Genomic DNA, 21,890 nt, shown 5'->3' with positions numbered 1-21,890 from the left:
TCGTAACAAGATATTTTGAGGATGATTTTATTCCTAACCCCTTCAATAACCACAAGTTTTTTCAGGGATTCGGCATAACCGACGCTCCATCAGGCACTGTTTTGGGTCATCGACGGCATAATGGATACATTTGCACCAAAGCGGCTCACGATAACTTCTGAAAATGCCGAAAAGACCACACTCGATATCCGTGAATTGTTCAGCGAAGAGGTGAAGGTAATAATCCGGGCAATATGAAATCCGATGAGCGGCTCATTCAATCCGACATCTATCGGGGAAATTCCAGCCGATACCGCCGCCCTCGCGCAATCGGAAAGTTCCCCGGGCGCGAAAAAATATAAACCGGCTCCGCACCGCAAGAGCGTTTGCGTCCCTGGCCGCACCCGGCGACAATTGATGCTCCATTCATTTCGAGGTTCGCAACATGCGTAAAGCACTTACCGTCCTGGCGCTCAGCGCCCTGTTTACCCATGGCGCCATGGCGGCCGGCGGTACCCAGGCAGCAGTCGGAGGTGGCCTGGGTGGCGTTCTGGGCAACGTGGTTGGCCAGCAGATGGGTGGCAGCACCGGTGCAGCGATCGGTGCAGGCCTGGGTGGCGCGGCAGGTGGTGCCGTTGCGGCCAAGAAAGGCAAGAAGACCAAGGCGGCCATCGGTGGCGGCCTGGGCGCAGCCGGCGGTTCGTACCTGGGCAACCAGCTCGGCGGCAGCACCGGCGCAGCCATTGGCGCAGGCCTGGGTGGGGCAGCCGGCGGCGCACTGGGCGGACGCAAGTAACACCTGCCCCGCGGCGAAAAACCCGACACGAGTGTCGGGTTTTTTATTGGGCGACTTATTGCCTTGTCTCAGGATGGGCGGACGCCGGGACCACCCCCTGCCGCGGCTGCAGCCAGCGGCTGAACAGGCGCGTCACCCGCGGCATGAACACATAGACCACCAGCAATACGATGGTCAGGGTAATCACCACGTTGGCCGGTGCATAGCCGCCCAACCAGGGCCACAGTGCGAACAGCGGCTTCCACAACAGCGGTACCAGGAACGTCAACGGCAGGATCACCAGAAACGTCACGCAGGCCTGTTTCCAGCGCGGCGGCGGCGTTGGTGCGTCCACATGCATCGGGGTGAACCAGAACTCGCGATCCGCGTTGATCTCCGTCTGGTCGCCATCGGCCAGCAACGGGCCGGCCTGGTCGACCAGTTCGCGACGATCAGCGGAATCCAGCCAGACCTGCAATTGTTCGGTACTGGCAAAGCGCAGCACACTGGTGAACAGCGCCAGGCCGCCACTGTGCCCACGGACCACGTCGATCCCCAGATGGCCAGGATAGGTACGCGCCTTGGCAATGATCTGGCGCAGCCAGGCCTCATAGGCCTGATCCAAACCCTGCCTGACCCGGTGACGCACCAGCAGCGTGACCACGCCGTCGGACAATTCGATATTCATGGCTGATTCCATCTTCCTGTAGGTGACCGATGGAGCGGACGTAACCGCCACGCCCGCCCCTCCCTGTTACTTGACCTGGCGTTGCGGCGCCTTGTGCACCATGGTGTAGGCGTAGTCCACGCCCATGCCGTAGGCACCGCTGTGCTCACGCACCAGATCCATTACCGCGCCATAGGTGTCCTTGTGTGCCCAGTCGCGCTGGAACTCGAGCAGGACCTGCTGCCAGGTCACCGGTACCGCCCCCGCCTGGATCATCCGCTGCACGGACATGTCGTGAGCCTCCTGGGTGGTGCCGCCAGAAGCGTCGGTGACGATGTACACCTCGTAGCCTTCGGCCATGGCTTCCAGGGCCGGGAAGGTCAGGCAGACTTCGGTCCACAGCGCGGCCATGATCAGCTTCTTGCGACCGGTGGCCTTCACCGCTTCCACCAGCTTCCTGTCTTCCCAGGAGTTCATCGAGGTCCGCTCGATCGGTTGTGCGCCCGGGTTCACGCCGAGCAGTTCCGGCCAGATGTAACCGCTGAAGCTTTCGGTCTCGACCGAGGTGTAGAGGGTCGGCACGTTGAAGATCTTCGCCGCCTTGGCCAGGCCCACGGTGTTGTTCTTCAGGGTCTGGCAGTCGATCGACTGCACGCCGAAGGCCATTTGTGGCTGGTGATCGATCAGGATCAGGGCGGAGTTGGTCGGGTTGAGCAGTTCACGGATGGACATGGCGGATTCCTTGGGCTTGGCGAAGTGGTTCATTGACGTTCGGGTAATCTGGCAGTTGGCTCCGAGCGATGCTTGCAGGCCTGTGCTGCCTTGCTTGGAACGAACTTTAGGGCCTGGATAAAAAAGGGACAATTCCATAAAATCGGGAATCATTGATTCTATTTAAGGAACAGTCATGGATCGCGTCGAATGCATGCGGGCGTTTGTCGCCACCGTTGGGGCCAATGGGTTTGCCGCGGCGGCGCGGGCGATGGATGTACCGCGCTCGAAAGTCAGCAAGCAGATCCAGGCACTGGAAGAGGCAATCGGCGTGCAGTTGCTGCTGCGCACCACCCGCAGCCTGCACCTGACCGAGGCCGGCGCGGAATACTACGAGTCGGCCCGCGAACTGCTGGCGTCGCTGGACGAAGCCGAGCAGCGTGCCCGCGACGGCATCGGCGAACTGCGCGGGGTATTGCGCGTCAACGCGCCGATGTCCTTCGGACTGCGACGACTGGGGCGGTTGATCCCGCTGTTTCATCGGGAACACCCGAACGTCGAGCTGCAACTGGTACTCAGTGACCAGCAGGTCGACCCGGTCAAGGGCGGCTTCGACGTGACCATCCGCATCGCCAGCCTGCCGGATTCATCCATGGTCGCCAAACTGCTGGCTCCGGCGCCACGCATCATGGTCGCTTCTCCCGACTACCTGGAACGTGCCGGTATTCCCACGACGCCACGGGAACTGTGCACCCACCAGTGCCTGAACTACGGCTACCTGCAAAGCGGCGTCAGCCTGCAACTGAGTAATGGCAGGGAGACCCAGCGGGTGACGGTCACCGGCCCGCTGCACGCCAACAACGGCGACCTGCTGGCCCAGGCCGCCGAGGCCGGCATGGGTATCGCCCTGCTGCCGGACTTCATCGTGGAGGAGGCCCTGGCTGCGGGACGCCTGGTGCCGGTGATGTGCGAATGGCAGGCGCCGCCGATCAGCATCAACGCCGTGTACGCCTCGGCGCGCCGGGTGCCGCAGAAGACCCGGGCGTTCATCGACTTCCTGGTCCGGGAACTGGCGGTAGCCGCCGGGAGCTGAAACAAATAGACTGTATATAAATACAGGCAAAGATTGCTCGACGCCTCGGCAGCGAGCATGCTGTTCGCTCTCCCCGCACACGATCGAACGAAGGTGGCCATGCGGCTGTTTCTCTGCGAAAAACCCTCCCAGGCCAAGGACATTGCCGCCGTGCTCGGTGCCACGCGCCGTGGCGACGGCTGCTGGGTCGGTGCCCATGCCACGGTCACCTGGTGCATCGGCCATCTGCTGGAGACCGCCCCACCGGACGCCTACGACGCCCGCTACAAGCGCTGGGTACTGGCCGACCTGCCGATCGTCCCGGAACAATGGAAGATGCAGGTCAAGCCCAAGACCGCCAGCCAGTTCAAGGCGGTCAAGCGCCTGCTGGGCGAAGCCCGGGAACTGGTGATCGCCACCGACGCCGATCGCGAAGGCGAGATGATCGCCCGGGAACTGGTGGAGCATTGTCGTTATCGCGGGCCGATCCAGCGGCTCTGGCTGTCGGCACTGGACGATGCGTCGATCCGCAAGGCCTTGGCGGCTCTCAAGCCGGGCGGCGAGACCTTCAACCTTTACCATTCGGCCCTGGGCCGCTCGCGGGCCGACTGGCTGATCGGCATGAACATGAGCCGGCTGTTCACCCTGCTCGGCCGCCAGTCCGGCTACCAGGGCGTATTGCCGGTGGGCCGGGTGCAGACGCCGACCCTGCGCCTGGTGGTGGACCGCGATCGCAGCATCGCCGACTTCGTGCCGGTGCCCTACTGGGCGATCGACGTGCACCTGCGGCATGACGACCAGCCCTTCGTTGCCCAATGGCGCGCGCCCTCGGACGCCTGCGACGACCAGGACCGCTGCCTGAACCAGGCTCTCGCCCAACAGGCCGCCGCCGCCATGAACGTGGCCTCCAGTGCACGGGTGGTGAAACTCAAGACCGAGCGGATTCGTGAACCGGCACCGCTGCCCTTCGACCTCGGTACCCTGCAGGAGGTATGTTCGAAACGCCTCGGCCTGGGCGCCCAGGAGACCCTGGACATCGCCCAGTCGCTGTACGAAACCCACAAGGTCATCACCTACCCGCGCAGCGACTGCGGCTTTCTTCCCCTCAGCCAGCACGGTGAAGCCGCCCGAGTCCTGGCGGCACTGGAGCGGGCTGACCCGAGCCTGGGCAACCTGGCTCCGCACCTTGACCCGACGCGCCGCTCACGGGCCTGGAACGATGCCAAGGTCACCGCCCACCATGGCATCATCCCGACTGGCACGGGCGCGAGCCTGGAACGCCTGCAAGGCAAGCCGCGTGCGGTCTATACGCTGATTCGAGCCCGTTACCTGGCGCAGTTCCTGCCTAACCATGAGTACGACCGCACCCAAGCCGATTTCGACTGCGCGGCACAGCCGCTGCGGGCCGTGGGCAAGCAGGTGATCGAGCCCGGCTGGAAACGCGCCCTGCCGCAGGCACTGACGCCCGCCAAGGGGCGCGAGACGCCGGAGCCACAGGCCTTGCCGAAGCTACGCGAGGGCGACGAGTGCGCGGTGGAACGGGTCGAACTCAAGGACCTGTGGACCCAGCCGCCGAAGCCCTTTACCGAAGGCGACCTGATCAAGGCCATGAAGAACGTCGCCAAGTACGTGGAAGACCCACGCCTGAAGCAGAAGCTCAAGGAAACCACCGGCATCGGCACCGAGGCCACCCGTGCGAGCATCATCCAGGGCCTGCTGGACCGCAATTACCTGGTCAAGCATGGCAAGAGCCTGTCGGCGACCGCGGCGGCCTTCAGCCTGATCGATGCGGTGCCACGGGCGATCGCCGATCCGGGCACCACGGCCATCTGGGAACAGGCGCTGGACATGGTGCAAAGCGGCGAGATGAGCCTGGAGGAGTTCGTCGCCAAGCAGGCGGCATGGATGAGCAAGCAGGTGGGGCGCTGTATCGAACTGAAATTGCAAATCAGCATACCGCCCGGCACCACGGCACCGGCGCCCTGGAAGAAGAAGCGCAAGGTATCCGGAACCAGGACGACCAGAGCCCGCCGCCCGGCAAAGGCGGCGAGCAGTCGGCCAAAGAAATGAGCCAGCTGGCGGAGGGTTATTTCACCTTGCGGCTCAGCTCATCCACCTTTCGTTGCAGGTTATCCAGCTCGCGCCCCTGATCGCCGACATCCCGCTTGAGCCCGGACAACTCACTGGCGCTCGACCCGGAACCCGAGTTGCGCTTGAGCTCGTCCACAGCCCGAGCGAATTTGTCGATGCTGCCGCCCTGCTCATTGACCGTACGCTTGAGCGCGGATAGCTCGCTGCCCATCGAACCGCTCCCCGAGCCAACGCCACGCTTGAGCTCTTCGATCACATTGGCCTGTTCCTTGATGATCTTCTTCAGGCTGTCCAGTTCATCGTCATGGCGTTTCTGCTGTTCACGCAACTTCTGCAGATCATCCACCGTGAACCGGCTGTTGCGAAGCGTATACCCGGAGCCCGAATCGCCATGACTGACCAGCACCGCATCGTAGCCAGCGGCATCGTTACGCTCGATCTCGACCGAAGCCCGGACCTGCAACGGCAGTGCAAGGCTTCCCAGCAGAAGAGCGAAAAAGCCAGTAGAACGCAGAGCTAAAGCAGGTTTGCGCCGAGAGAGCATCGTGTCGTCCTTGCAGAGTGCCGATATAGCACATCGCTATGATCTGTTTTTCTGCAACTTGTTCCCTCCATCCTCAACTCTGGGAGCATCGTCTCAGCATCGAGCATGTCCACTGGTTATCATGACGGCCGCCGCCGCAAACGTTCGCACGGCAGCCTGCAAACCTCATTGGCCATGTTGGCGGGCCAGACTCCCCAGATACCCGGGCAGCGTATTGAGGGAGCGGTTTCCCGCCCATCAAAGGAACGAAATATGACCCCCACCCCCAATCTGATTGGCAAAGTGGCAGGCGGTGTAGTGGCCCTGCTCCTGCTCATCGTGTTTTTCGGCAGTTGGTACACCGTGGATGAAACCGAACGCGGTGTGCTCCTGAGAAACGGCGCACTGGTTGGCGTCGTCGACCCTGGCCTGTCGTTCAAGATGCCCTTCATCGAAAGCGTTCGTCTGATCAGTATCCAGAGCCAGGTCTCGGCCTACGAGAACCTGCAGGCCTACAGCAAGGACCAGCAGTCGGCGCAGCTCAAGGTCTCGGTGTCCTGGCACGTCGCGCCGTCCGATGTGGCCAAGGTCTACACCCAGTTCAAGGACATCGAAGGCATCCGCGACCGGCTCATCAGCCGCCAGGTACCAACCCAGGTCGAGAACGTCTTCGGCCAGTTCAATGCCGTGGCCGCCGTGCAGAATCGCGTGCAACTGGTCAGCGACATCTCTACCGCCATCAAGGGGTCGATCAACGGCCCGGTGATCATCGACAGCGTGCAAGTGGAGAACATAGACTTCAGCGACGCCTATGAAAAAGCCATCGAGGCGCGCATGGCGGCCGAGGTACAGGTCAAGACGCGCGAACAGCAACTGGCGACCGAGCAGGTCCAGGCGCAGATCCGCGTCACCCAGGCCCAGGCCGAAGCGGATGCCCAACTGGCCCAGGCCAAGGCCGATGCCCAGGCGACCGAACTGCGCGGTCGCGCTGAAGCGGAAGCGATCAAGGCCCGTGCCCAGGCGCTGGCGAGCAACCAGAACCTGGTGGAACTGACCAAGGCCGAGCGCTGGAACGGCGTGCTGCCAACCACGGTACTGCCAAGCGGCACCCTGCCCTTCATCGATGCCCGGCAGGAACGTAAATCGGACTGATCAGCGAAATCAGGAGGACGTCCACTGCAAGGGTGGCGTCCTCGACTCAGGGCCCACCTTGCAAACCATTGGGCCGCACTCAAGGGTGTCCCCTTCAGCTATCTCCCCGCCCTGCTCTCGATCTGCCGACCGAGCTGGCGAACCTCCACCCGGAGCGCCTGCAACTCGCTGGTCGCCTGGTTGAGCAGTTCTCGATCCGTCCAGGAAAGGACTTGGCAAACGCCAGACGCAAAAAAGGGCCAATCTTTCGATTGACCCTTTCAGACCGCCCAGCAGAGCGGATTTTATCTGGTAGGCACGATTGGACTCGAACCAACGACCCCCACCATGTCAAGGTGGTGCTCTAACCAACTGAGCTACGTGCCTGCTGTGGGCTGCATTCTACGGATTTTCTGCCAAGAGGCAACCTGTTTTTTCGCTAAGCCTATGAATAGGCTTGGAAAAATCCTCATTGCGAGCGTTTCGAAACCCAATACCACCTAGGCCCAAGCCTCCGATTTCGAGTGTTTCGCAAGACGAAAAAAAGGCCAATCTTTCGATTGGCCTTTTCATACCGCCCAGCAGAGCGGATTTTGTCTGGTAGGCACGATTGGACTCGAACCAACGACCCCCACCATGTCAAGGTGGTGCTCTAACCAACTGAGCTACGTGCCTGCTGTGAGGCGGCATTCTACGGATTTGCCGAGGGGTGTCAACCCCTTTCTTTCCGCTAAGTCTCTGAATAGGCAAATTTTTTATCGGGGCTCCGACACCTTCCCGATTTGCGGTGGCTGGCGGGGGTATTTCAACTGAGGTAGCATCGGATCACTCGTAAAAAATATAAAACAGAGGTTGCAGGATGGCGAACACGCCCTACCCCCAGTCCTACTACGCCGCATCGGCCAACCCGGTTCCAGAACGTGCGCCCTTGCAAGATGATGTCGAAACCGACGTGTGCGTGATCGGCGCCGGCTACACCGGCCTGTCCAGCGCCCTGTTCCTGCTGGAGAACGGTTTTCGGGTGACGGTACTGGAAGCGGCCAGGGTCGGCTTCGGCGCCTCTGGGCGCAATGGCGGGCAGATCGTCAACAGCTACAGTCGCGATATCGATGTGATCGAGCGCAGCGTCGGCCCCAGGCAGGCGCAACTGCTCGGGCAGATGGCCTTCGAAGGCGGTCGGATCATTCGCGAGCGGATCGCCAAATACCATATCCAGTGCGATCTCAAGGACGGCGGGGTGTTCGCCGCCCTGAGCCAGAAACAGATGGGTCATCTCGAATCGCAGAAGAAGCTCTGGGAGCGCTTTGGCCATGCCCAGCTGGAACTGCTGGACCAGCGCCGCATTCGTGAAGTGGTCAACTGCGACCTGTATGTCGGCGGCATGCTCGACATGAGCGGCGGCCATATCCACCCACTGAACCTGGCGCTGGGCGAAGCCGCGGCGGTCGAGTCGCTGGGCGGCAGGATCCATGAACAATCGCCAGCCGTGCGCATCGAGCGCGGTGCCAATCCCGTGGTGCATACGCCTCAGGGCAAGGTCAGGGCCAAGTTCATCATCGTCGCGGGCAACGCCTATCTCGGCAACCTGGTGCCGGAGCTGGCCGCCAAGTCGATGCCGTGCGGCACCCAGGTGATCACCACCGAGCCCCTGGACGATGCCCTGGCCAAATCGCTGCTGCCACAGGATTACTGCGTCGAAGACTGCAACTACCTGCTCGACTACTACCGCCTTTCCGGCGACAAGCGCCTGATCTTCGGCGGTGGCGTGGTCTATGGCGCGCGCGACCCGGCGAACATAGAAGCAATCATCCGGCCGAAAATGCTCAAGGCCTTCCCGCAACTGAAAGATGTGAAGATCGACTACGCCTGGACCGGCAACTTCCTGCTGACCCTGTCGCGCTTGCCACAGGTTGGCCGACTGGGCGACAACATCTACTACTCCCAGGGCTGCAGCGGCCATGGCGTGACTTACACCCACCTGGCCGGCAAGGTGCTGGCCGAAGCCTTGCGTGGGCAGGCCGAACGTTTCGATGCGTTTGCCGACCTGCCGCACTACCCGTTCCCCGGCGGGCAATGGCTGCGTACGCCGTTCAGTGCGCTGGGAGCCTGGTATTACACGATGCGGGACAAGCTGGGAATTTGAGGCCCCGGGTACCTGTGGGCGCTCAGGGTGGTGAGTAGGTCTTGCTGGCCTATTCGCGGGCAGGCCCGGCTTCTGCAGGGTGGGTGGCGTATGTCCTCAAGGCACAAAAGTGTGGGAGCGTGCCCGGATCAATGCCCGTCCAGCGCCTTTCTGGCACTGGCCGCAGCCTGCTCCTGGCCGGCACGGGACAGTTCGTCGGCGGCCTTCAGCCAGCGCTGCCGGTCGACCTGGGCCGGCAGTTGCGTCGGCGACTGGATCAGCACCGCCCAGCCCCCTGCACTCTTCCAGGCCGAGGTGAACGTGTCGAAGTCCATCGGCATCCGCCGGTTCATTCCCGCGCGCAGCAGGATCGTGTGCTTGAACCGGTTGTAGCCTGCAACCACTGCATAACGCGGCTCGGACCAGACCCGTCCTTCATTGAATTTCACCAGCACCGGATAACCGGCCGCAACCTGGGTCAACACCGCCGACAGTTCGGTATCCAGCGGATAAACCACCATCCCGTATTCACGGGCCAGGACCTGCATGTTTTTCTGCAGGTCCGCTTCCGCACCTGGCAACTTCAACGGCTTGTCGAGCAACCCCGGGGTCACGGTCACGCCCTGCTGCGCCAGCATGCTGGCCAGCGCACCCGGACCGCTCTGGTAGACCTCGCCGCGGAAAAACGGCACGCCGTTGAGTTCCACACGCTCCGGCAGACGCTGAAGCTGCGGTTGCTGCCCGCCATCACCGGCGCAACCGCCCACGGCCAGCAGCAAGGCCACCACCATCGGCAACCGGCGGGACGACAGGGATTGAAAATGGTTGGGTCCCTTGAACATCTTCACTCTCTTGATCAGTTGCCAGGCACTTGAGCCCTGGCTCGGGCCTTGATCATAGGTCGCCGTCGCCCGGTGGTATAGCCTTTCCTCGCAGTTTATACGCCGCCATAGAGCGAAATGACTGATCGCCCACGACCATTGGTCAATAGCCTGAAACACCGCAGCGACTAGACTGATCTACAGGCAAGACGAAGAGAGAGAAAGCCCCGATCGGGGCGAAGGAGGCACTGATGAGCCTTGTCCTGACAGTTGCATTGTTGATCCTGGGTTGGCTGGCGGTCGCCGCCGCCATGTTGTGGGGAGTCCTGAGGGTTTCCCGTCGTCACCACCCCCATGCCCTGCCCTCGCAGCCGAGCAAAACCGACAAGACCGCCGGACGCCCTGCTGGCGCCCACTGACGCCCCTGCATAAAAAAACCGCCTGGTTCCCCATGGAAACCAGGCGGTGGTTTTTTTGGCAGCCCCTGAATCAGCCTTGCGTCGCCTCACGCTTCTGCCGGGCACGGCGGGCCAGCATGTTCAGGCCCTCGATGATCGCCGAGAAGGTCATGGCGGCATACACATAGCCCTTGGGCACATGGGCGCCGAAACCTTCGGCGATCAGCGTCATGCCGATCATGATCAAGAAGCCCAGAGCCAGCATCACCACGGTCGGGTTGTCATGGATGAACTTCGCCAGCGGCTCGGAGGCCAGCAGCATCACCGCCACCGCGACGACCACCGCGATCACCATGATCGGCAGGTGTTCGGTCATGCCCACCGCCGTGATGATGCTGTCGATGGAGAACACCAGGTCGAGCATCAGAATCTGGCCGATGGCTGCGGCGAAGCCCAGGGAGACTCGCGACCCCTTGTCCTCGGACGCCTTCTCCCGCGGGTCCATGCTGTGGTGGATTTCCGTGGTGGCCTTCCATACCAGGAACAGGCCGCCGGCGATCAGGATCATGTCCTTCCACGAGAAGGCCTGGCCGAACACTTCGATCACCGGTGCGGTGAGCTTGACGATATAGGCAATGGTGCCAAGCAGACCCAGGCGCAGGATCAGCGCCATGCCGATACCGATCCGTCGTGCCTTGGTCCGGAACTGCGCGGGCAGCTTGTTGGTCAGGATCGAGATAAAGATCAGGTTATCGATACCCAGCACGACTTCCATGACGATCAGTGTCAACAAGGCAATCCAGGCGGTGGGGCTGACAGCGAGTTCCAACAGGTATTCCATGGGATTCAGTCCTGAGTAGAGTCCAAGGCAAGCCTAGCAGTTGGCTCGCCAATAGCGCCGTATTCTAGAGATACCAACACTTCAGAAAAATTCGTATTTTTCACGGCTATACTTCGTTTTTTACGAAGTGAATCCCTGCATGCTCAACTACCGTCAACTGCATTATTTCTGGGTCGTGGCCAGGACCGGCAGCATCGTGCGCGCCTGCGACCAGTTGAACCTCACCCCGCAGACCATCAGCGGCCAGATCAGCCTGCTGGAACAGAGCCTGGGCGTCGAACTGTTCCGCAAGGCCGGACGCCAGTTGGAACTGACCGAAGCGGGGCGCCAGGCGCTGCCCTACGCCGAACAGATGTTCCAACTGGGCAATGAGCTGGAGGCGATGCTGCAGGCACAGCCCAGGGAGCAGGCACTGCTGTTTCGGGTCGGGGTGGCGGACGTGGTACCCAAGTCCATCGTCTACCGGCTGATCGCGCCGACCATGGAGCTGGAGGAACCGATCCGCATCACCTGCCGCGAAGACAAGCTCGAACGCCTGCTGGCGGACCTGGCGATCCAGCGGCTGGACCTGGTGATTTCCGACAGCCCGATGCCGAGCCATCTCGATATCAGGGGCTACAGCCAGAAGCTGGGGGAATGCGGGGTGAGTTTTTTTGCCACGCCGGCATTGGCGCGGCGCTATGGCAACAGTTTTCCACAATGCCTGCAGGGAGCGCCGTTGCTGATTCCCGGCCAGGAAACCGTGGTCCGCAGCCGGCTGTTGCGCTGGCTCGCCGAGCAGCAGATCCAGCCGCGGATCGTCGGCGAGTTCGATGACAGCGCGCTGATGCAGGCATTCGGCCAATCCGGTAGCGGTTTCTTCGTCGCCCCGAGCGTGATTGCCGATGAGGTCTGCCGGCAATACGACGTCAGGCTGATGGGCCAGACCGACGCCGTCAGCGAGTCGTTCTACGCCATCTCGGTGGAGCGCCGGACCAAGCACCCCGGCACCCTGGCCATCACCGAAGGTGCTCGGCGCGAGCTGTTCATGGGAGCGACGCTTAAGCCGTGACAGTCTTGGCGTCAGTGGTCATAAGGGCCATCGCCAGCAGGATCGACATGAGGATCAGCGCCGCGGCGGCTAAACCGAGACCGCTCAGGCCGACACTGTCGATGACCCGGCCACCGATCACTGCGCCCAGGCCGATCCCCAGGTTGGCCCCGGCGATGTTCAGCGAGGCGGCAAACGCCGGGGCCTGGGGCGCCACCTTCATCAGGCGGACGTGGCTGACCAGGAACAACGCCGCCTGGGTGATGCCCCAGACCGCCAGCGCCGCCGCCAAGCCCGGCCAAGAATTGATGTTCGGCATCACCGCCACCAGGGCGGGAATCATGAAGGCGCAGAACAGCATCGACGCGATCAGCGGCTGACGGTCGACCATGCGTCCGCCCAGAGCATTGCCGACCAGCCCGACCGCGCCGAACGCCATCAGGCACCAGCCGACCACCGTGCCGTTGAAGCCGGCCAGCCGTTCGAGGATATCGGCCAGGTAGGTATAGGCGGTGAACATGCCGCTGAAGATCAGGATCGACAGTAGCACATGGCCCAGCATCAGCGGGCTACGCAAAATGCCGAACTGCGAGCGCAGTGAGACGTGGTTGAGGTGCAGCCGGGTCGCGGGCAGGTAGCGCCAGAGCAGCAGTGCCTTGACCAGAGCGACCACCGCCAGGATCGTGAACGCCATGCGCCAGCCCCAGGCGTCGCCGATCAGCGTACCCACCGGGATGCCGAATACCGTGGCGCAGACGATACCGAAACCGATCTTTTCGATCGCCCTGCCCGCGTGATCCGGGCCGACGATATCCACCGCCGTTTCACTGGCCAGGGCCCAGAACACCGGCAAGCCCAATGCTGGCAACAGGCGCGCAACCGCCATGACCCAGATGTTCGGTGCCAGCGCCGCCACGGTATTGGCCAGCCCGAAGATCACCAGGATGCTGATGAACAGCCGCCGCCGCTCGAAGCGGGAGAACCAGGCGGTCAGGAACGGGCCGAAGGCGGCCACCGTGAAGGCGAACAGGGTCACCAGCAGGCCGGCCTGGGGAATGCTGACCTCCAGATCGCGGGCGATGGCGGGCAATAGCCCGACGATGACGAATTCCGTGGTCAGCACGGTAAAACCGGCGGCCGACAGCAGCAGGATGGCGAGAAACATGAATGACTCCGCAAAGGACAACGCCAGCGACGGCCCGGAGGCTCACTGGGGGAGGGAAATGAGGATGAGGGATTGTAACAGACTGGTTATGACAATGAGCGTGCGCTGTCTGTGAAGCCTGCTCGCGGCGGTCCGAGACCTCGGCGAATCCGCCTCCCACACGGCACCGGCCAGGCGCGGTCAAGGTGGGGGGATTCTATGGTTTTGCGCAAGGCTTGAGGGCTTCTTCGCGGGCAAGCCCGCTCCCACAGTTTTGCGTACGACGCCATGTCCTGTGGGAGCCGGCCGGGCGGCGCTCCGCTTGCTGGCGATAGCGGTCTGCCCGGCAACTATTCAATGTCTGCCCCGGTGCTATCGCCAGCAAGCCGGCTCCCACAAGGTGGTGGGGGCCTGAATGCAGTGATGACCGATCAGAACGCGCCCATGTAGTCGCGCTTGCCGATTTCCACGCCGTTGTGGCGCAGGATCGCGTAGGCGGTGGTCACGTGGAAGAAGAACTGCGGCAGGCCATAGGTCAGCAGGTACGACTGGCCGCTGAAGCGCTTCTCTTTCGGCGTGCCCGGACGGGTGACGATCTCGATGCCTTCCTTGCCGTCGATCTGGGCCGCGTCGATGCTGTCCAGGTGTGCCAGGGTCTTGCTGATCAGCGCCTGCAGTTCAGCGAAGGTGGTTTCAGTGTCCGGGTAGGACGGTACTTCGATCTGCGCCAGGCGCGAGGACACGCCCTTGGCGAAATCGACGGCGATCTGGACCTGGCGCACCAGCGGGAACATGTCCGGGGCCAGGCGGGCCTGCACGAATACGCCCGGGTCGATGCCCTTGGCCGTTGCGTGAGCCTCGGCCTTGTTCAGGACATCACTCAGGGCATTGAGCATTTGCTTGAAAACCGGGATGGAAGCGGCGTACAGGGAAATGGTCATGGGTTCCTCACAATCAAAATGGCAGGAGTGCAGCCGGCCGATTATAGCCAGAGCCGGTCGCATTGCCGCTTGTCTTTTTGCCAAGTGAAGACCTAGGCTAGTCGCCTTCCAATGCAGAGGGAACCGCGCCATGAGCACCGAGCAAGAGACTTCCGTCGAACAATCCCGATTGAACAGCACGGAAATCCGCATCCTGGGCTCGCTGATCGAGAAACAGGCCACCAGCCCGGAAACCTACCCGCTGACCCTCAACGCCCTGGTGCTCGCCTGTAACCAGAAAACCAGCCGCGAACCGGTGATGAACCTCAGCCAGGGCCAGGTTGGCCAGAGCCTGCGTGCGCTCGAAGGACGGGGCTTCACCCGCCTGGTGATGGGCAGCCGGGCCGACCGTTGGGAGCAGCGGGTCGACAAGGCGCTGGAGCTGGTACCGGCCCAGGTGGTGTTGATCGGCCTGCTGTTCCTGCGCGGCCCGCAGACCGTCAACGAGCTGCTGACCCGCAGCGGCCGGATGCATGATTTCGAGGACACCGAGCAGGTACTTCATCAGCTCGAACGTCTGATCGCCCGCGGGCTGGCCCTGCTGATCCCACGCCAGGCCGGCCAGCGTGAAGACCGCTACACCCATGCCCTGGGCGATCCGGCGGATATCGAGGCGATCCTTGCCGCTCGCCAGCAGGCTCCGGAGCGTGGGGCCGGCGGCGCGGTGTCGGCGGAGCGGATCGAGGAACTGGAAGCGCGGGTCGCGGCGCTGGAAGAGCGCCTGGCCCGGTTGGAGCAGTAGTACGGGGGAACGGGATTCATCGGCAATCGGCGGCGAATCGGCGGGCCTCTTCGCGGGCAATCCCGCTCCCGCGAGGTACAGCGTCAGGCGCGGGCGAACGCCACGGCTTTCTGGAACTGCTCCTCGGTCGGCCGTACGCCGGTGTAGAGCACAAACTGCTCGAGCGCCTGGATCGCGATCACTTCCAGGCCGGTGATGACCCGCTTGCCCTGCTCCCGTCCACGTACGATCAGAGGCGTCTGCGAAGGAATCGCCACCACGTCGAACACCGTCTCGGCCGCCTCCACGGCATCCGGTTCGAAAGCCAGCTGCCCGGCCTCCGGGCCACCGTCCATGCCCACCGGGGTGACGTTGACCAGCATCTGCGGGCGCAGCGCCCCCAGTTCGGCCTGCCACTCGTATCCGCAGATTGCCGCCAGCGCCTTGCCGGCGGTTTCGTTGCGGGCCACGATCACCCCGTTGCGATAACCGCCATCGCGCAAGGCCGACGCCACGGCCTTGGCCATGCCACCGCTGCCGCGCAAGGCGAAAGTGATGTCTCTCGGCACCGCATGGGTCTGCAGCAACTGGGCAATCGCGATGTAATCGGTGTTGTAGGCCTTGAGGTGCCCCGCCGTGTTGACGATGGTGTTGATCGACTGGATCGCCGCCGCCGAAGCGTCCAGCTCGTCGACCAGGGCGATACAGGCTTCCTTGAACGGCATCGACACGCCGCAGCCGCGAATTCCCAGCGCACGGATGCCACCGACAGCACCCGGCAGGTCCTGGCTGCTGAAGGCCTTGTAATAGAAGTTCAGGCCCAACTGCTCATAAAGATGGTTATGAAAGCGCAGGCCGAAATTGCCAGGACGCCCAGAGAGCGACATGCACAGCTGGGTGTCTTTGTTCGGAGTCATCTGCATGTTTCATCTCCTGAGGGGTACTTTCGGATAAACGGGATTAGCCATCCGCACCGGTTTTCGCTGATCATAAGGAACGTTTGCAAGGCTCTGGCGCAGGCATCGCGGCAACCTGAGAGGACTGTAAGGAAACGCCGCCCAGAACCTTACACAAAATTTACCCAGCGACGTCGAAGATTTTCAGCAAGTCGCTGTCATAGAAGTATCCCCGCGACAGTTCTTGAGTCTATTGCAGACAACAAGCGCTGGGGTTGGAAACCGAGGAATCATCATGATGCGTACCATTCCCAAGATAGCCTTGCTCGTCGGTGCACTCGCTGTCGCAGGCCAGGCCTCCGCCCACGGTGGTGGTGGCTGGGTGGGTCCTGCCTTGTTGGGCGGCGTGATCGGCGGAGCCATTGTCAGCTCGGTGGTGTCGAGCCCCCGTCCTGTCTACGTCCAACAGCCCGTGTACGCGCAGCCAGCACCGGTTTACGTCCAGCCGGCCCCGGTCTACGTGCAACCTGCCCCTGTCTACGTCGCCCCGCCGCCCCCTCCTCCAGTGGTGGTCTACGGCGGTGGCGGCTACTACGGTCGTCCGGTGTACTACGGCCACCCCCATTACGGTTACGGCCCACGCTGGTAACCATCAGGCAGAACGACCCAGGCCCCGCTCGCAAGACGGGGCCTGGCAGTTACTGAGGGAGGAAAATCCGCGTATCTCGCCATCCGCGTCTGAATTTCAGAGCTAAAGGTCGCAGGCAAGACAGCATTCGTACACCAATGGCGCATGATAGGACTGCCGGTCGTCGCGTTGCCCAACCCTTCACATCGCTGTCATATGGGTGCCACCGCCCGGCTGCAAGATCGATCTATCGTCGAGGGCCTCCCCCTATAAGAACAAGGACGAACCATGCCTACGCAAAATCCGCATCGCATCGCCGGGCTCTGCACCTCCAGCAAGGTCTACAGCGCCCTTACCGAACTCAAGCAGCTCGAAGGCCATCGCACGGCCAAGTTTCTCTCGTTACTGGCCGAGAATCTGGTTCGCAAGGGACTGTTGAATGAACAGGAAGTGGTTCACATGCTGGATCAGGTGGTCGACTGATCCGGCAGCCACCAGCCCGCTGACGCCAGGCGGTAATGGACCAAGGCTCGATTCCATCGATGTCCACTATCGAGCACGGTGATTTTTCCCGAGGCCGCCATGACCGTAAGGTAGCTCCATAGATTGATGGAGGTACTTATGCCCAAGGTTCAGATCATGTCCGTTATCGGTAGCGCAGTTCCCGCCTCGCTCAGGGAACTGGGACTGCTCGCCTGCTGGTACCTGGTTCGCGACGGTGTACCGATCAGCGGCCCCTTCACTTCCCTGCCAGCGGCCAAGGCCCTGTCCGAACGCATGGATCTGCATGCCCTCGGCGCGTGACCGCCCCACCGACTTCCCGAAACGTGCGTTGCTCCGCACAACCCCTTGCCCGCACTGGTTGCGGGCTTTTTTTTGGCTGCCGTTCAGCTGCGTTCGGCCTGGACGCCGTTGAGCTGGGTGCGATGCCCCAGTTTCTGCAGGCGCTTGTCCAGCTCGATCATCACCGCCCGGTCCGAACGCCCGCTTTCCAGCTCGTCGATCAGCACGTTGGCGACCTTGCGCAGTTCGTGAATGATCAGGATCCGATCGTCGTTCAGGTCCTGTTTATGGGACTCGAACAGGCGGTGCAGGAAGTCCTCGAGATTGCGCTGGTAGCGATGCCGATCGGAAGCCCGCAGGTGCGTCAGGCTGGCGGTGACCCGCCCCAGCAGTTCGAGCAATTCCAGGCCGAAATAATGCAGGCGCCGCGCATACCCCACCTCGCGCTCGCGCAGGCGCCGACGCTCGGCCTGGTACTGCTGCTTGCGCTGGATCGCCGGCACGGCAATCGCCATCATCAACCCGACAATCAGCCCCACAGCCTGAACCCAGCCATACCAGTCGGCGGATTTCGGAAAAAACGCAAACCCCAACAGCAACACTGCGACGATCCCCGCCCATACCACCATGGGCAGATAATCCCGGCTCAATGAAATCTTTGGCATTACCCCACTCCTGAAATCCGCAAAGCACCCGGCACCGATAGTGGCGCCGATGCTAACCGCGGTTCGGGGGCGGACACCATTACATATCCATTCAAATACACGAACACCCCGCAAGACTCAGGGAAAACCCTAGAAGCCAACGGATGTCCAAGGGTTTTCCACCGTTTTGCGAACTTGACAAAAGCCCCTGGCGAAAGCGCCGGGAAATCTTCTCGAAAAATCGCTGAAACCTGCGAAATAAAGGCCTTGGACCGATACAACGGTAGTCCTCTCTAGGCTACCATATGTCTTATGGCCAGTACGGACCCCAGGGTCCATCGCCAGGCAGCCAAGGCACGTCTTCCGGGTTCTCCGGGCAGCCATTGCAGTGACTGACTCCAACCAGGGATCGGACAACAATCGGAAAGTTCGAACAGGACGCGGAAGTGGGATCGGCGCAAAATTAAATTTTGTGTCAGTTACGACCAGTTTCTGCAGAACTGTGGCAACTTTCCGGGCTATATTCATCAAACGTAAAGCTTTTTCAAGAAAAGCCCGTTGCCAACGGTCTATCCATTTTTAGCGAGTCCATCCGCGTGAACATTCGTCATTCCATCCTCGGCCTTTTTTTCGTTCTGGCCGGCACCGTTGCCACTCCTGTCACCGAGGCGCGTGAAACCACCCAGGCCCCTCGCGACACCACACACCTGCAAGTCGCCTCCGGCAGCGCCCTGCTGATCGACCTGCAGACCAACAAGACCCTGTATTCCAGCAACCCCGACGTGGTCGTGCCGATCGCCTCGGTGACCAAGCTGATGACGGCCATGGTGGTGCTCGATGCCAAGCTGCCCATGGACCAGTACATCTCGGTGAACATCAGCGATACGCCGGAAATGAAAGGCGTGTTCTCCCGGGTCAAGCTCGGTAGCGAGCTACCGCGCAAGGAGATGATGCTGATTGCCCTGATGTCGTCCGAGAACCGTGCGGCGGCCAGCCTGGCGCACCACTATCCCGGCGGCTACGCGGCGTTCATCGCGGCGATGAACGCCAAGGCCAAGTCCCTGGGCATGATCAACACCCGCTATGTCGAACCGACCGGGTTGTCGATCCACAACGTTTCCACCGCCCGCGACCTCAGCAAGCTGCTGATGGCCGCCCGTCACTACCCGATGCTGAGCGAACTGAGCACCACCAAGGAAAAGACCGTGGCGTTCCGTAAGCCCAACTACACCCTGGGCTTTCGCAACACCGACCATCTGGTCAACAAGGACAGTTGGAACATCAAGATCACCAAGACCGGCTTCACCAACCAGGCCGGCCACTGCCTGGTGCTGGTCACCGAAATGGGTAATCGCCCGGTCGCTCTGGTGATCCTCGATGCGTTCGGCAAGTACACCCACTTCGCCGACGCCAGCCGGATCCGCAACTGGGTCGAGACCGGCAAGAGCGGCAGCGTGCCGGACGTGGCCCTGCGCTACAAGGCCGACAAGAATCTGAAGGGACGCCAGGCGGGCGAACAGGCCGCAAAGTAATCGGGGAGGAACCGGCCCGGTTATCCGGGCCGCGCTCAGCCGCGCTGGCGTTTGAGTGCCTGTTTATGCGCGTACATCGCCTTGTCGGCGTCCACCAGCAGATCTGCGATCGAGTCATGGCGATGCGGGTCATATTCGATCTGCCCCACGCTGAAGCGAATGTCATAACCCCGCTTCTGCCCTGAATTTCGCTCGCCCAGCGTGTGGCGCAGCCGCGCCATGATCATCTCGACCTGCACATGGTCGGAGCCGGTCAGCAGCACCACGAATTCATCGCCCCCCAACCGACCGATCACGTCGCTCTCGCGAAACACGATGCGCAGCACATCGGCGAAGCTCTTCAACGCCAGGTCGCCCTCGGCATGACCGTACACATCGTTGATCTGCTTGAAGTCGTTGAGGTCGAAGAACAGCAGCGAAGCCGGCTTGCCCATGCGTTTGCACACGCTCATCCCCTGGCTGGCCAGTGCCTCGAAGCCACGGCGGTTGGACAGCAGCGTCAACTCGTCCATGGTCGCCATCTGTACCGCCACCAATTCCTGCTCGGCCATCTGCGCGAGATCGCGCAACAACGAACGCTCCTCGTCATTCAAGGTCCGCGGCCGGGTATCGATCAGGCACAAGGTACCCAGTTTGTTGCCATCCCCCACCGTCAGCGGGCAACCGGCGTAGAAACGGATGCCGGGGGCGCCTGTCACCAGAGGATTGTCATGGAACCGTTCGTCGCTCTGCGCGTTCGGAATCATCAGCACCTGATCCCCGAGAATCGCGTGACCACAAAAGGAAATATCCCGCGGCGTCTCACTGGCGGTCAGCCCGACGCAGGACTTGAACCACTGTCGGTTCTCGTCCACCAGGCTGACCAGCGCGATGGGTACATCGAACAGGCGCTTGGCCAGGCGGGTCAGGCGGTCGAAACGCTCCTCCGGCGGAGTGTCGAGAATATTCAGCGAGCGCAGTTTCTCCACGCGGGCCGTTTCATTGGCAGGTTTTTTCGGCGCTAACATCACAGACATCCCAGGCTTGCGATCATGCAAGCGTAGACAATAAATGAGCCGCCACAACGGCATGTACCGTGCGAATCCACCCATGTTCTTCTGTCTGCTGCCCTGCCCGTGCCATGTGAACGACCGCACAACCTCAAGCCCGGCCATGGGCGTCGTCCGCGCGACAGGTCATACTCGTCCTCCGTCATCACCGCACAGGATGTTCCCGTGAGCGCCGCCCGCGACGAAAGCCACCCTCCCAAGAGCATCGGCCGCCTGTTAGTGGAGCTGATCTGGCAGCTTCTGGTGCTGGGGGTGCCGATTTTCCTGGTGACCACCCTGCCACCACTACTGGCCTTTGCCGTGGTACTGGCGGCGGCCGCCGGCATGTGGATCTTCGCCCGGCTCGGCTGGCCGGCCGGCGGACGCGGTGCCGCCCGGCTGATGATCTCGGCGGTGTTCGGCCTGGGTTTCAGCCTGGGACGCGCCCTGCCCGACTACTGGAACATCGCCGCGGCCTGCCTGGCGATTTTCCCCGGACTGGCCTGCGTCGCCACCTGGGAACGCCGGCTCGGGCTGGTGCCGCCCAATGCCCCGGTCAGCGCTCGAAGCGCCTGGGGCGGCCAGGAACCCAGCCAGACCCCCGAGGGCGAGCCGATCCGGGTGTTCAACCACAGCGAAATCGCCATGGGCGGCCCGGTCACCTGCGACTACCTGTTTCCCGATGGTGTCCTGCTCGAAGGCCTGGGCTCGTCGGCACGCTTTTCCAGCGATGGCCGCTATTTCGCCGCACCGGTGCCATCGCGCCAGCGCTGGGGCCTGGTGATTCTAGACCGCAGCCAACGCCAACTCTATCGCTGCCACGACGAACGTTTCTGGGAGCTGGACACCTTCAACGAGCAGGGGCTCGCGGGGCGCCACAGTCCACTGGTGGACAACAGCACCGAACAGGTCGAACTGCAAACCCTGCTCAAGACAGCCCAGCGGGTGGACCTGCTGCCGATCGGCGACCTCTGGCTCGAACCCGGCTCCTGGCAACAGAGCCTGGCCCGCCAACAGATCGAACAGCGCTCCCCGGACGGCCGGCACCTGCTCGAAGGTCAACTCTGCCTGCCTGACAGCCTGCGTCAACTGGAGCAGCCACTCGCCGCCCTTTCGCATCCGAATTACCAGTTGAGCCTAGATGGCAAATCGACATCGCTGCTGATCAAGGCCGACACGGCGCCGGTATGGAGCGACGACAGCCAACGGCTGGTCTGCGTCGCCACGGTCGCCGGAGACTCCGCCGCGCCCGCCCGGGGCCTCTGGCTATGGCAGCGGGATCAGGGCTGGCGCGCCCTGCGCACGCCCTGGAGTGCCGACGATCGCAGCCCTTCCGGCTACTGGAGCGAGCCGGTGGCGCTGGATGCGCAGTT

General features: G+C 62.4%; 22 protein-coding genes, 2 tRNA genes and 1 pseudogene. 13 read left to right on the top strand and 12 right to left on the bottom strand.

Annotation, left to right across the window (positions count from 1 at the left end):
• The first annotated feature begins 424 nt into the window (after positions 1-424).
• Positions 425-775 carry a bacteriocin gene (locus K675_RS0115885; RefSeq protein ID WP_017904487.1) on the top strand — a complete coding sequence of 117 codons (351 nt, stop codon included), beginning with the start codon at positions 425-427 and terminating at the stop codon, positions 773-775.
• Positions 776-830: 55 nt separating this feature from the next.
• Here the strand turns inward: K675_RS0115885 and K675_RS0115880 are convergent, their stop codons facing one another.
• Positions 831-1,442 carry an antibiotic biosynthesis monooxygenase gene (locus tag K675_RS0115880; RefSeq protein ID WP_017904486.1) on the bottom strand — a complete coding sequence of 204 codons (612 nt, stop codon included), beginning with the start codon at positions 1,440-1,442 and terminating at the stop codon, positions 831-833.
• 66 nt (positions 1,443-1,508) lie between these two features.
• Positions 1,509-2,153, bottom strand: a complete 645-nt coding sequence (locus K675_RS0115875; protein WP_017904485.1) for a hydrolase — start codon at positions 2,151-2,153, stop codon at positions 1,509-1,511.
• A 175-nt stretch (positions 2,154-2,328) separates the two neighbouring features.
• Here K675_RS0115875 and K675_RS0115870 point away from each other — a divergent pair, with 175 nt between their 5' ends.
• Both K675_RS0115870 and K675_RS0115865 read left to right on the top strand, forming a co-directional pair.
• On the top strand, positions 2,329-3,225 hold the full coding sequence (locus K675_RS0115870; protein WP_017904484.1) for a LysR family transcriptional regulator: 897 nt from the start codon (positions 2,329-2,331) through the stop codon (positions 3,223-3,225).
• Positions 3,226-3,324: 99 nt separating this feature from the next.
• Complete coding sequence (locus K675_RS0115865) at positions 3,325-5,274, top strand: DNA topoisomerase III (RefSeq protein ID WP_017904483.1); 1,950 nt, start codon at positions 3,325-3,327, stop codon at positions 5,272-5,274.
• 16 nt (positions 5,275-5,290) lie between these two features.
• Here the strand turns inward: K675_RS0115865 and K675_RS0115860 are convergent, their stop codons facing one another.
• Positions 5,291-5,839 (bottom strand): hypothetical protein, encoded by a 549-nt coding sequence (locus tag K675_RS0115860; RefSeq protein ID WP_026145234.1) that lies wholly within the window; start codon positions 5,837-5,839, stop codon positions 5,291-5,293.
• A gap of 252 nt (positions 5,840-6,091) precedes the next feature.
• On the opposite strand from K675_RS0115860, the gene K675_RS0115855 reads away from it, so the two are divergent.
• Positions 6,092-6,970, top strand: a complete 879-nt coding sequence (locus K675_RS0115855) for an SPFH domain-containing protein (protein ID WP_017904481.1) — start codon at positions 6,092-6,094, stop codon at positions 6,968-6,970.
• A gap of 289 nt (positions 6,971-7,259) precedes the next feature.
• Here the strand turns inward: K675_RS0115855 and K675_RS0115850 are convergent.
• Both K675_RS0115850 and K675_RS0115845 read right to left on the bottom strand, forming a co-directional pair.
• Positions 7,260-7,336 (bottom strand) — tRNA-Val (locus K675_RS0115850).
• Positions 7,337-7,547: 211 nt separating this feature from the next.
• Positions 7,548-7,624, bottom strand: a tRNA-Val gene (locus tag K675_RS0115845).
• A gap of 184 nt (positions 7,625-7,808) precedes the next feature.
• On the opposite strand from K675_RS0115845, the gene K675_RS0115840 reads away from it, so the two are divergent.
• Positions 7,809-9,092 (top strand): NAD(P)/FAD-dependent oxidoreductase, encoded by a 1,284-nt coding sequence (locus K675_RS0115840; protein WP_017904480.1) that lies wholly within the window; start codon positions 7,809-7,811, stop codon positions 9,090-9,092.
• 128 nt (positions 9,093-9,220) lie between these two features.
• On the opposite strand, the gene K675_RS0115835 is transcribed toward K675_RS0115840, so the two are convergent.
• Positions 9,221-9,913, bottom strand: a complete 693-nt coding sequence (locus tag K675_RS0115835; RefSeq protein ID WP_017904479.1) for a peptidase C39 family protein — start codon at positions 9,911-9,913, stop codon at positions 9,221-9,223.
• Positions 9,914-10,143: 230 nt separating this feature from the next.
• Between K675_RS0115835 and K675_RS33375 the strand changes: the two genes are divergently transcribed.
• The gene (locus tag K675_RS33375; RefSeq protein ID WP_017904478.1) at positions 10,144-10,311 is read left to right on the top strand and encodes a hypothetical protein; all 168 of its coding nucleotides are present in this window, start codon (positions 10,144-10,146) and stop codon (positions 10,309-10,311) included.
• 70 nt (positions 10,312-10,381) lie between these two features.
• On the opposite strand, the gene K675_RS0115825 is transcribed toward K675_RS33375, so the two are convergent.
• Complete coding sequence (locus tag K675_RS0115825; protein WP_017904477.1) at positions 10,382-11,131, bottom strand: TerC family protein; 750 nt, start codon at positions 11,129-11,131, stop codon at positions 10,382-10,384.
• A 139-nt stretch (positions 11,132-11,270) separates the two neighbouring features.
• On the opposite strand from K675_RS0115825, the gene nhaR reads away from it, so the two are divergent.
• The gene (nhaR, locus tag K675_RS0115820; protein ID WP_017904476.1) at positions 11,271-12,182 is read left to right on the top strand and encodes a transcriptional activator NhaR; all 912 of its coding nucleotides are present in this window, start codon (positions 11,271-11,273) and stop codon (positions 12,180-12,182) included.
• On the opposite strand, the gene K675_RS0115815 is transcribed toward nhaR, so the two are convergent.
• Positions 12,172-13,326, bottom strand: coding sequence for an MFS transporter (locus K675_RS0115815; protein ID WP_017904475.1), 1,155 nt, complete (start codon positions 13,324-13,326; stop codon positions 12,172-12,174). The two genes, nhaR and K675_RS0115815, sit on opposite strands and share 11 nt — an antisense overlap.
• Before the next feature lie 410 nt (positions 13,327-13,736).
• Positions 13,737-14,246, bottom strand: a complete 510-nt coding sequence (locus K675_RS0115805) for a DUF1993 domain-containing protein (protein WP_017904473.1) — start codon at positions 14,244-14,246, stop codon at positions 13,737-13,739.
• Positions 14,247-14,376: 130 nt separating this feature from the next.
• On the opposite strand from K675_RS0115805, the gene K675_RS0115800 reads away from it, so the two are divergent.
• A complete protein-coding gene (locus K675_RS0115800) occupies positions 14,377-15,027 on the top strand; it encodes a YceH family protein (RefSeq protein WP_017904472.1) in 651 nt (216 codons plus the stop codon).
• Between the two features lie 83 nt (positions 15,028-15,110).
• On the opposite strand, the gene K675_RS0115795 is transcribed toward K675_RS0115800, so the two are convergent.
• Positions 15,111-15,929 carry a shikimate 5-dehydrogenase gene (locus K675_RS0115795; RefSeq protein WP_017904471.1) on the bottom strand — a complete coding sequence of 273 codons (819 nt, stop codon included), beginning with the start codon at positions 15,927-15,929 and terminating at the stop codon, positions 15,111-15,113.
• 268 nt (positions 15,930-16,197) lie between these two features.
• Here K675_RS0115795 and K675_RS0115790 point away from each other — a divergent pair, with 268 nt between their 5' ends.
• The 3 genes from K675_RS0115790 (at position 16,198) to K675_RS0115780 (ending at position 17,334) form a co-directional block, all read left to right on the top strand.
• Complete coding sequence (locus K675_RS0115790; protein ID WP_017904470.1) at positions 16,198-16,551, top strand: hypothetical protein; 354 nt, start codon at positions 16,198-16,200, stop codon at positions 16,549-16,551.
• A 267-nt stretch (positions 16,552-16,818) separates the two neighbouring features.
• Entirely contained in the window at positions 16,819-17,013 is a 195-nt protein-coding gene (locus K675_RS0115785) for a hypothetical protein (RefSeq protein WP_017904469.1), read from the top strand.
• Positions 17,014-17,151: 138 nt separating this feature from the next.
• Positions 17,152-17,334 (top strand): hypothetical protein, encoded by a 183-nt coding sequence (locus tag K675_RS0115780; protein ID WP_017904468.1) that lies wholly within the window; start codon positions 17,152-17,154, stop codon positions 17,332-17,334.
• Positions 17,335-17,417: 83 nt separating this feature from the next.
• Here the strand turns inward: K675_RS0115780 and K675_RS0115775 are convergent, their stop codons facing one another.
• A complete protein-coding gene (locus K675_RS0115775; protein WP_017904467.1) occupies positions 17,418-17,978 on the bottom strand; it encodes a hypothetical protein in 561 nt (186 codons plus the stop codon).
• Between the two features lie 575 nt (positions 17,979-18,553).
• On the opposite strand from K675_RS0115775, the gene pbpG reads away from it, so the two are divergent.
• A complete protein-coding gene (gene pbpG, locus K675_RS0115770) occupies positions 18,554-19,489 on the top strand; it encodes a D-alanyl-D-alanine endopeptidase (RefSeq protein ID WP_017904466.1) in 936 nt (311 codons plus the stop codon).
• Positions 19,490-19,524: 35 nt separating this feature from the next.
• Here pbpG and K675_RS0115765 read toward each other — a convergent pair whose 3' ends face one another.
• A complete protein-coding gene (locus K675_RS0115765; RefSeq protein ID WP_026145232.1) occupies positions 19,525-20,496 on the bottom strand; it encodes a sensor domain-containing diguanylate cyclase in 972 nt (323 codons plus the stop codon).
• Between the two features lie 207 nt (positions 20,497-20,703).
• Here K675_RS0115765 and K675_RS0115760 point away from each other — a divergent pair.
• Positions 20,704-21,890: pseudogene (locus K675_RS0115760) on the top strand (hypothetical protein); the annotation flags it as partial.

Source organism: Pseudomonas fuscovaginae SE-1, assembly GCF_000364705.1.
GTDB lineage: Bacteria > Pseudomonadota > Gammaproteobacteria > Pseudomonadales > Pseudomonadaceae > Aquipseudomonas > Aquipseudomonas fuscovaginae_A.
This window is presented reverse-complemented; position numbering and strand designations above follow the sequence as displayed.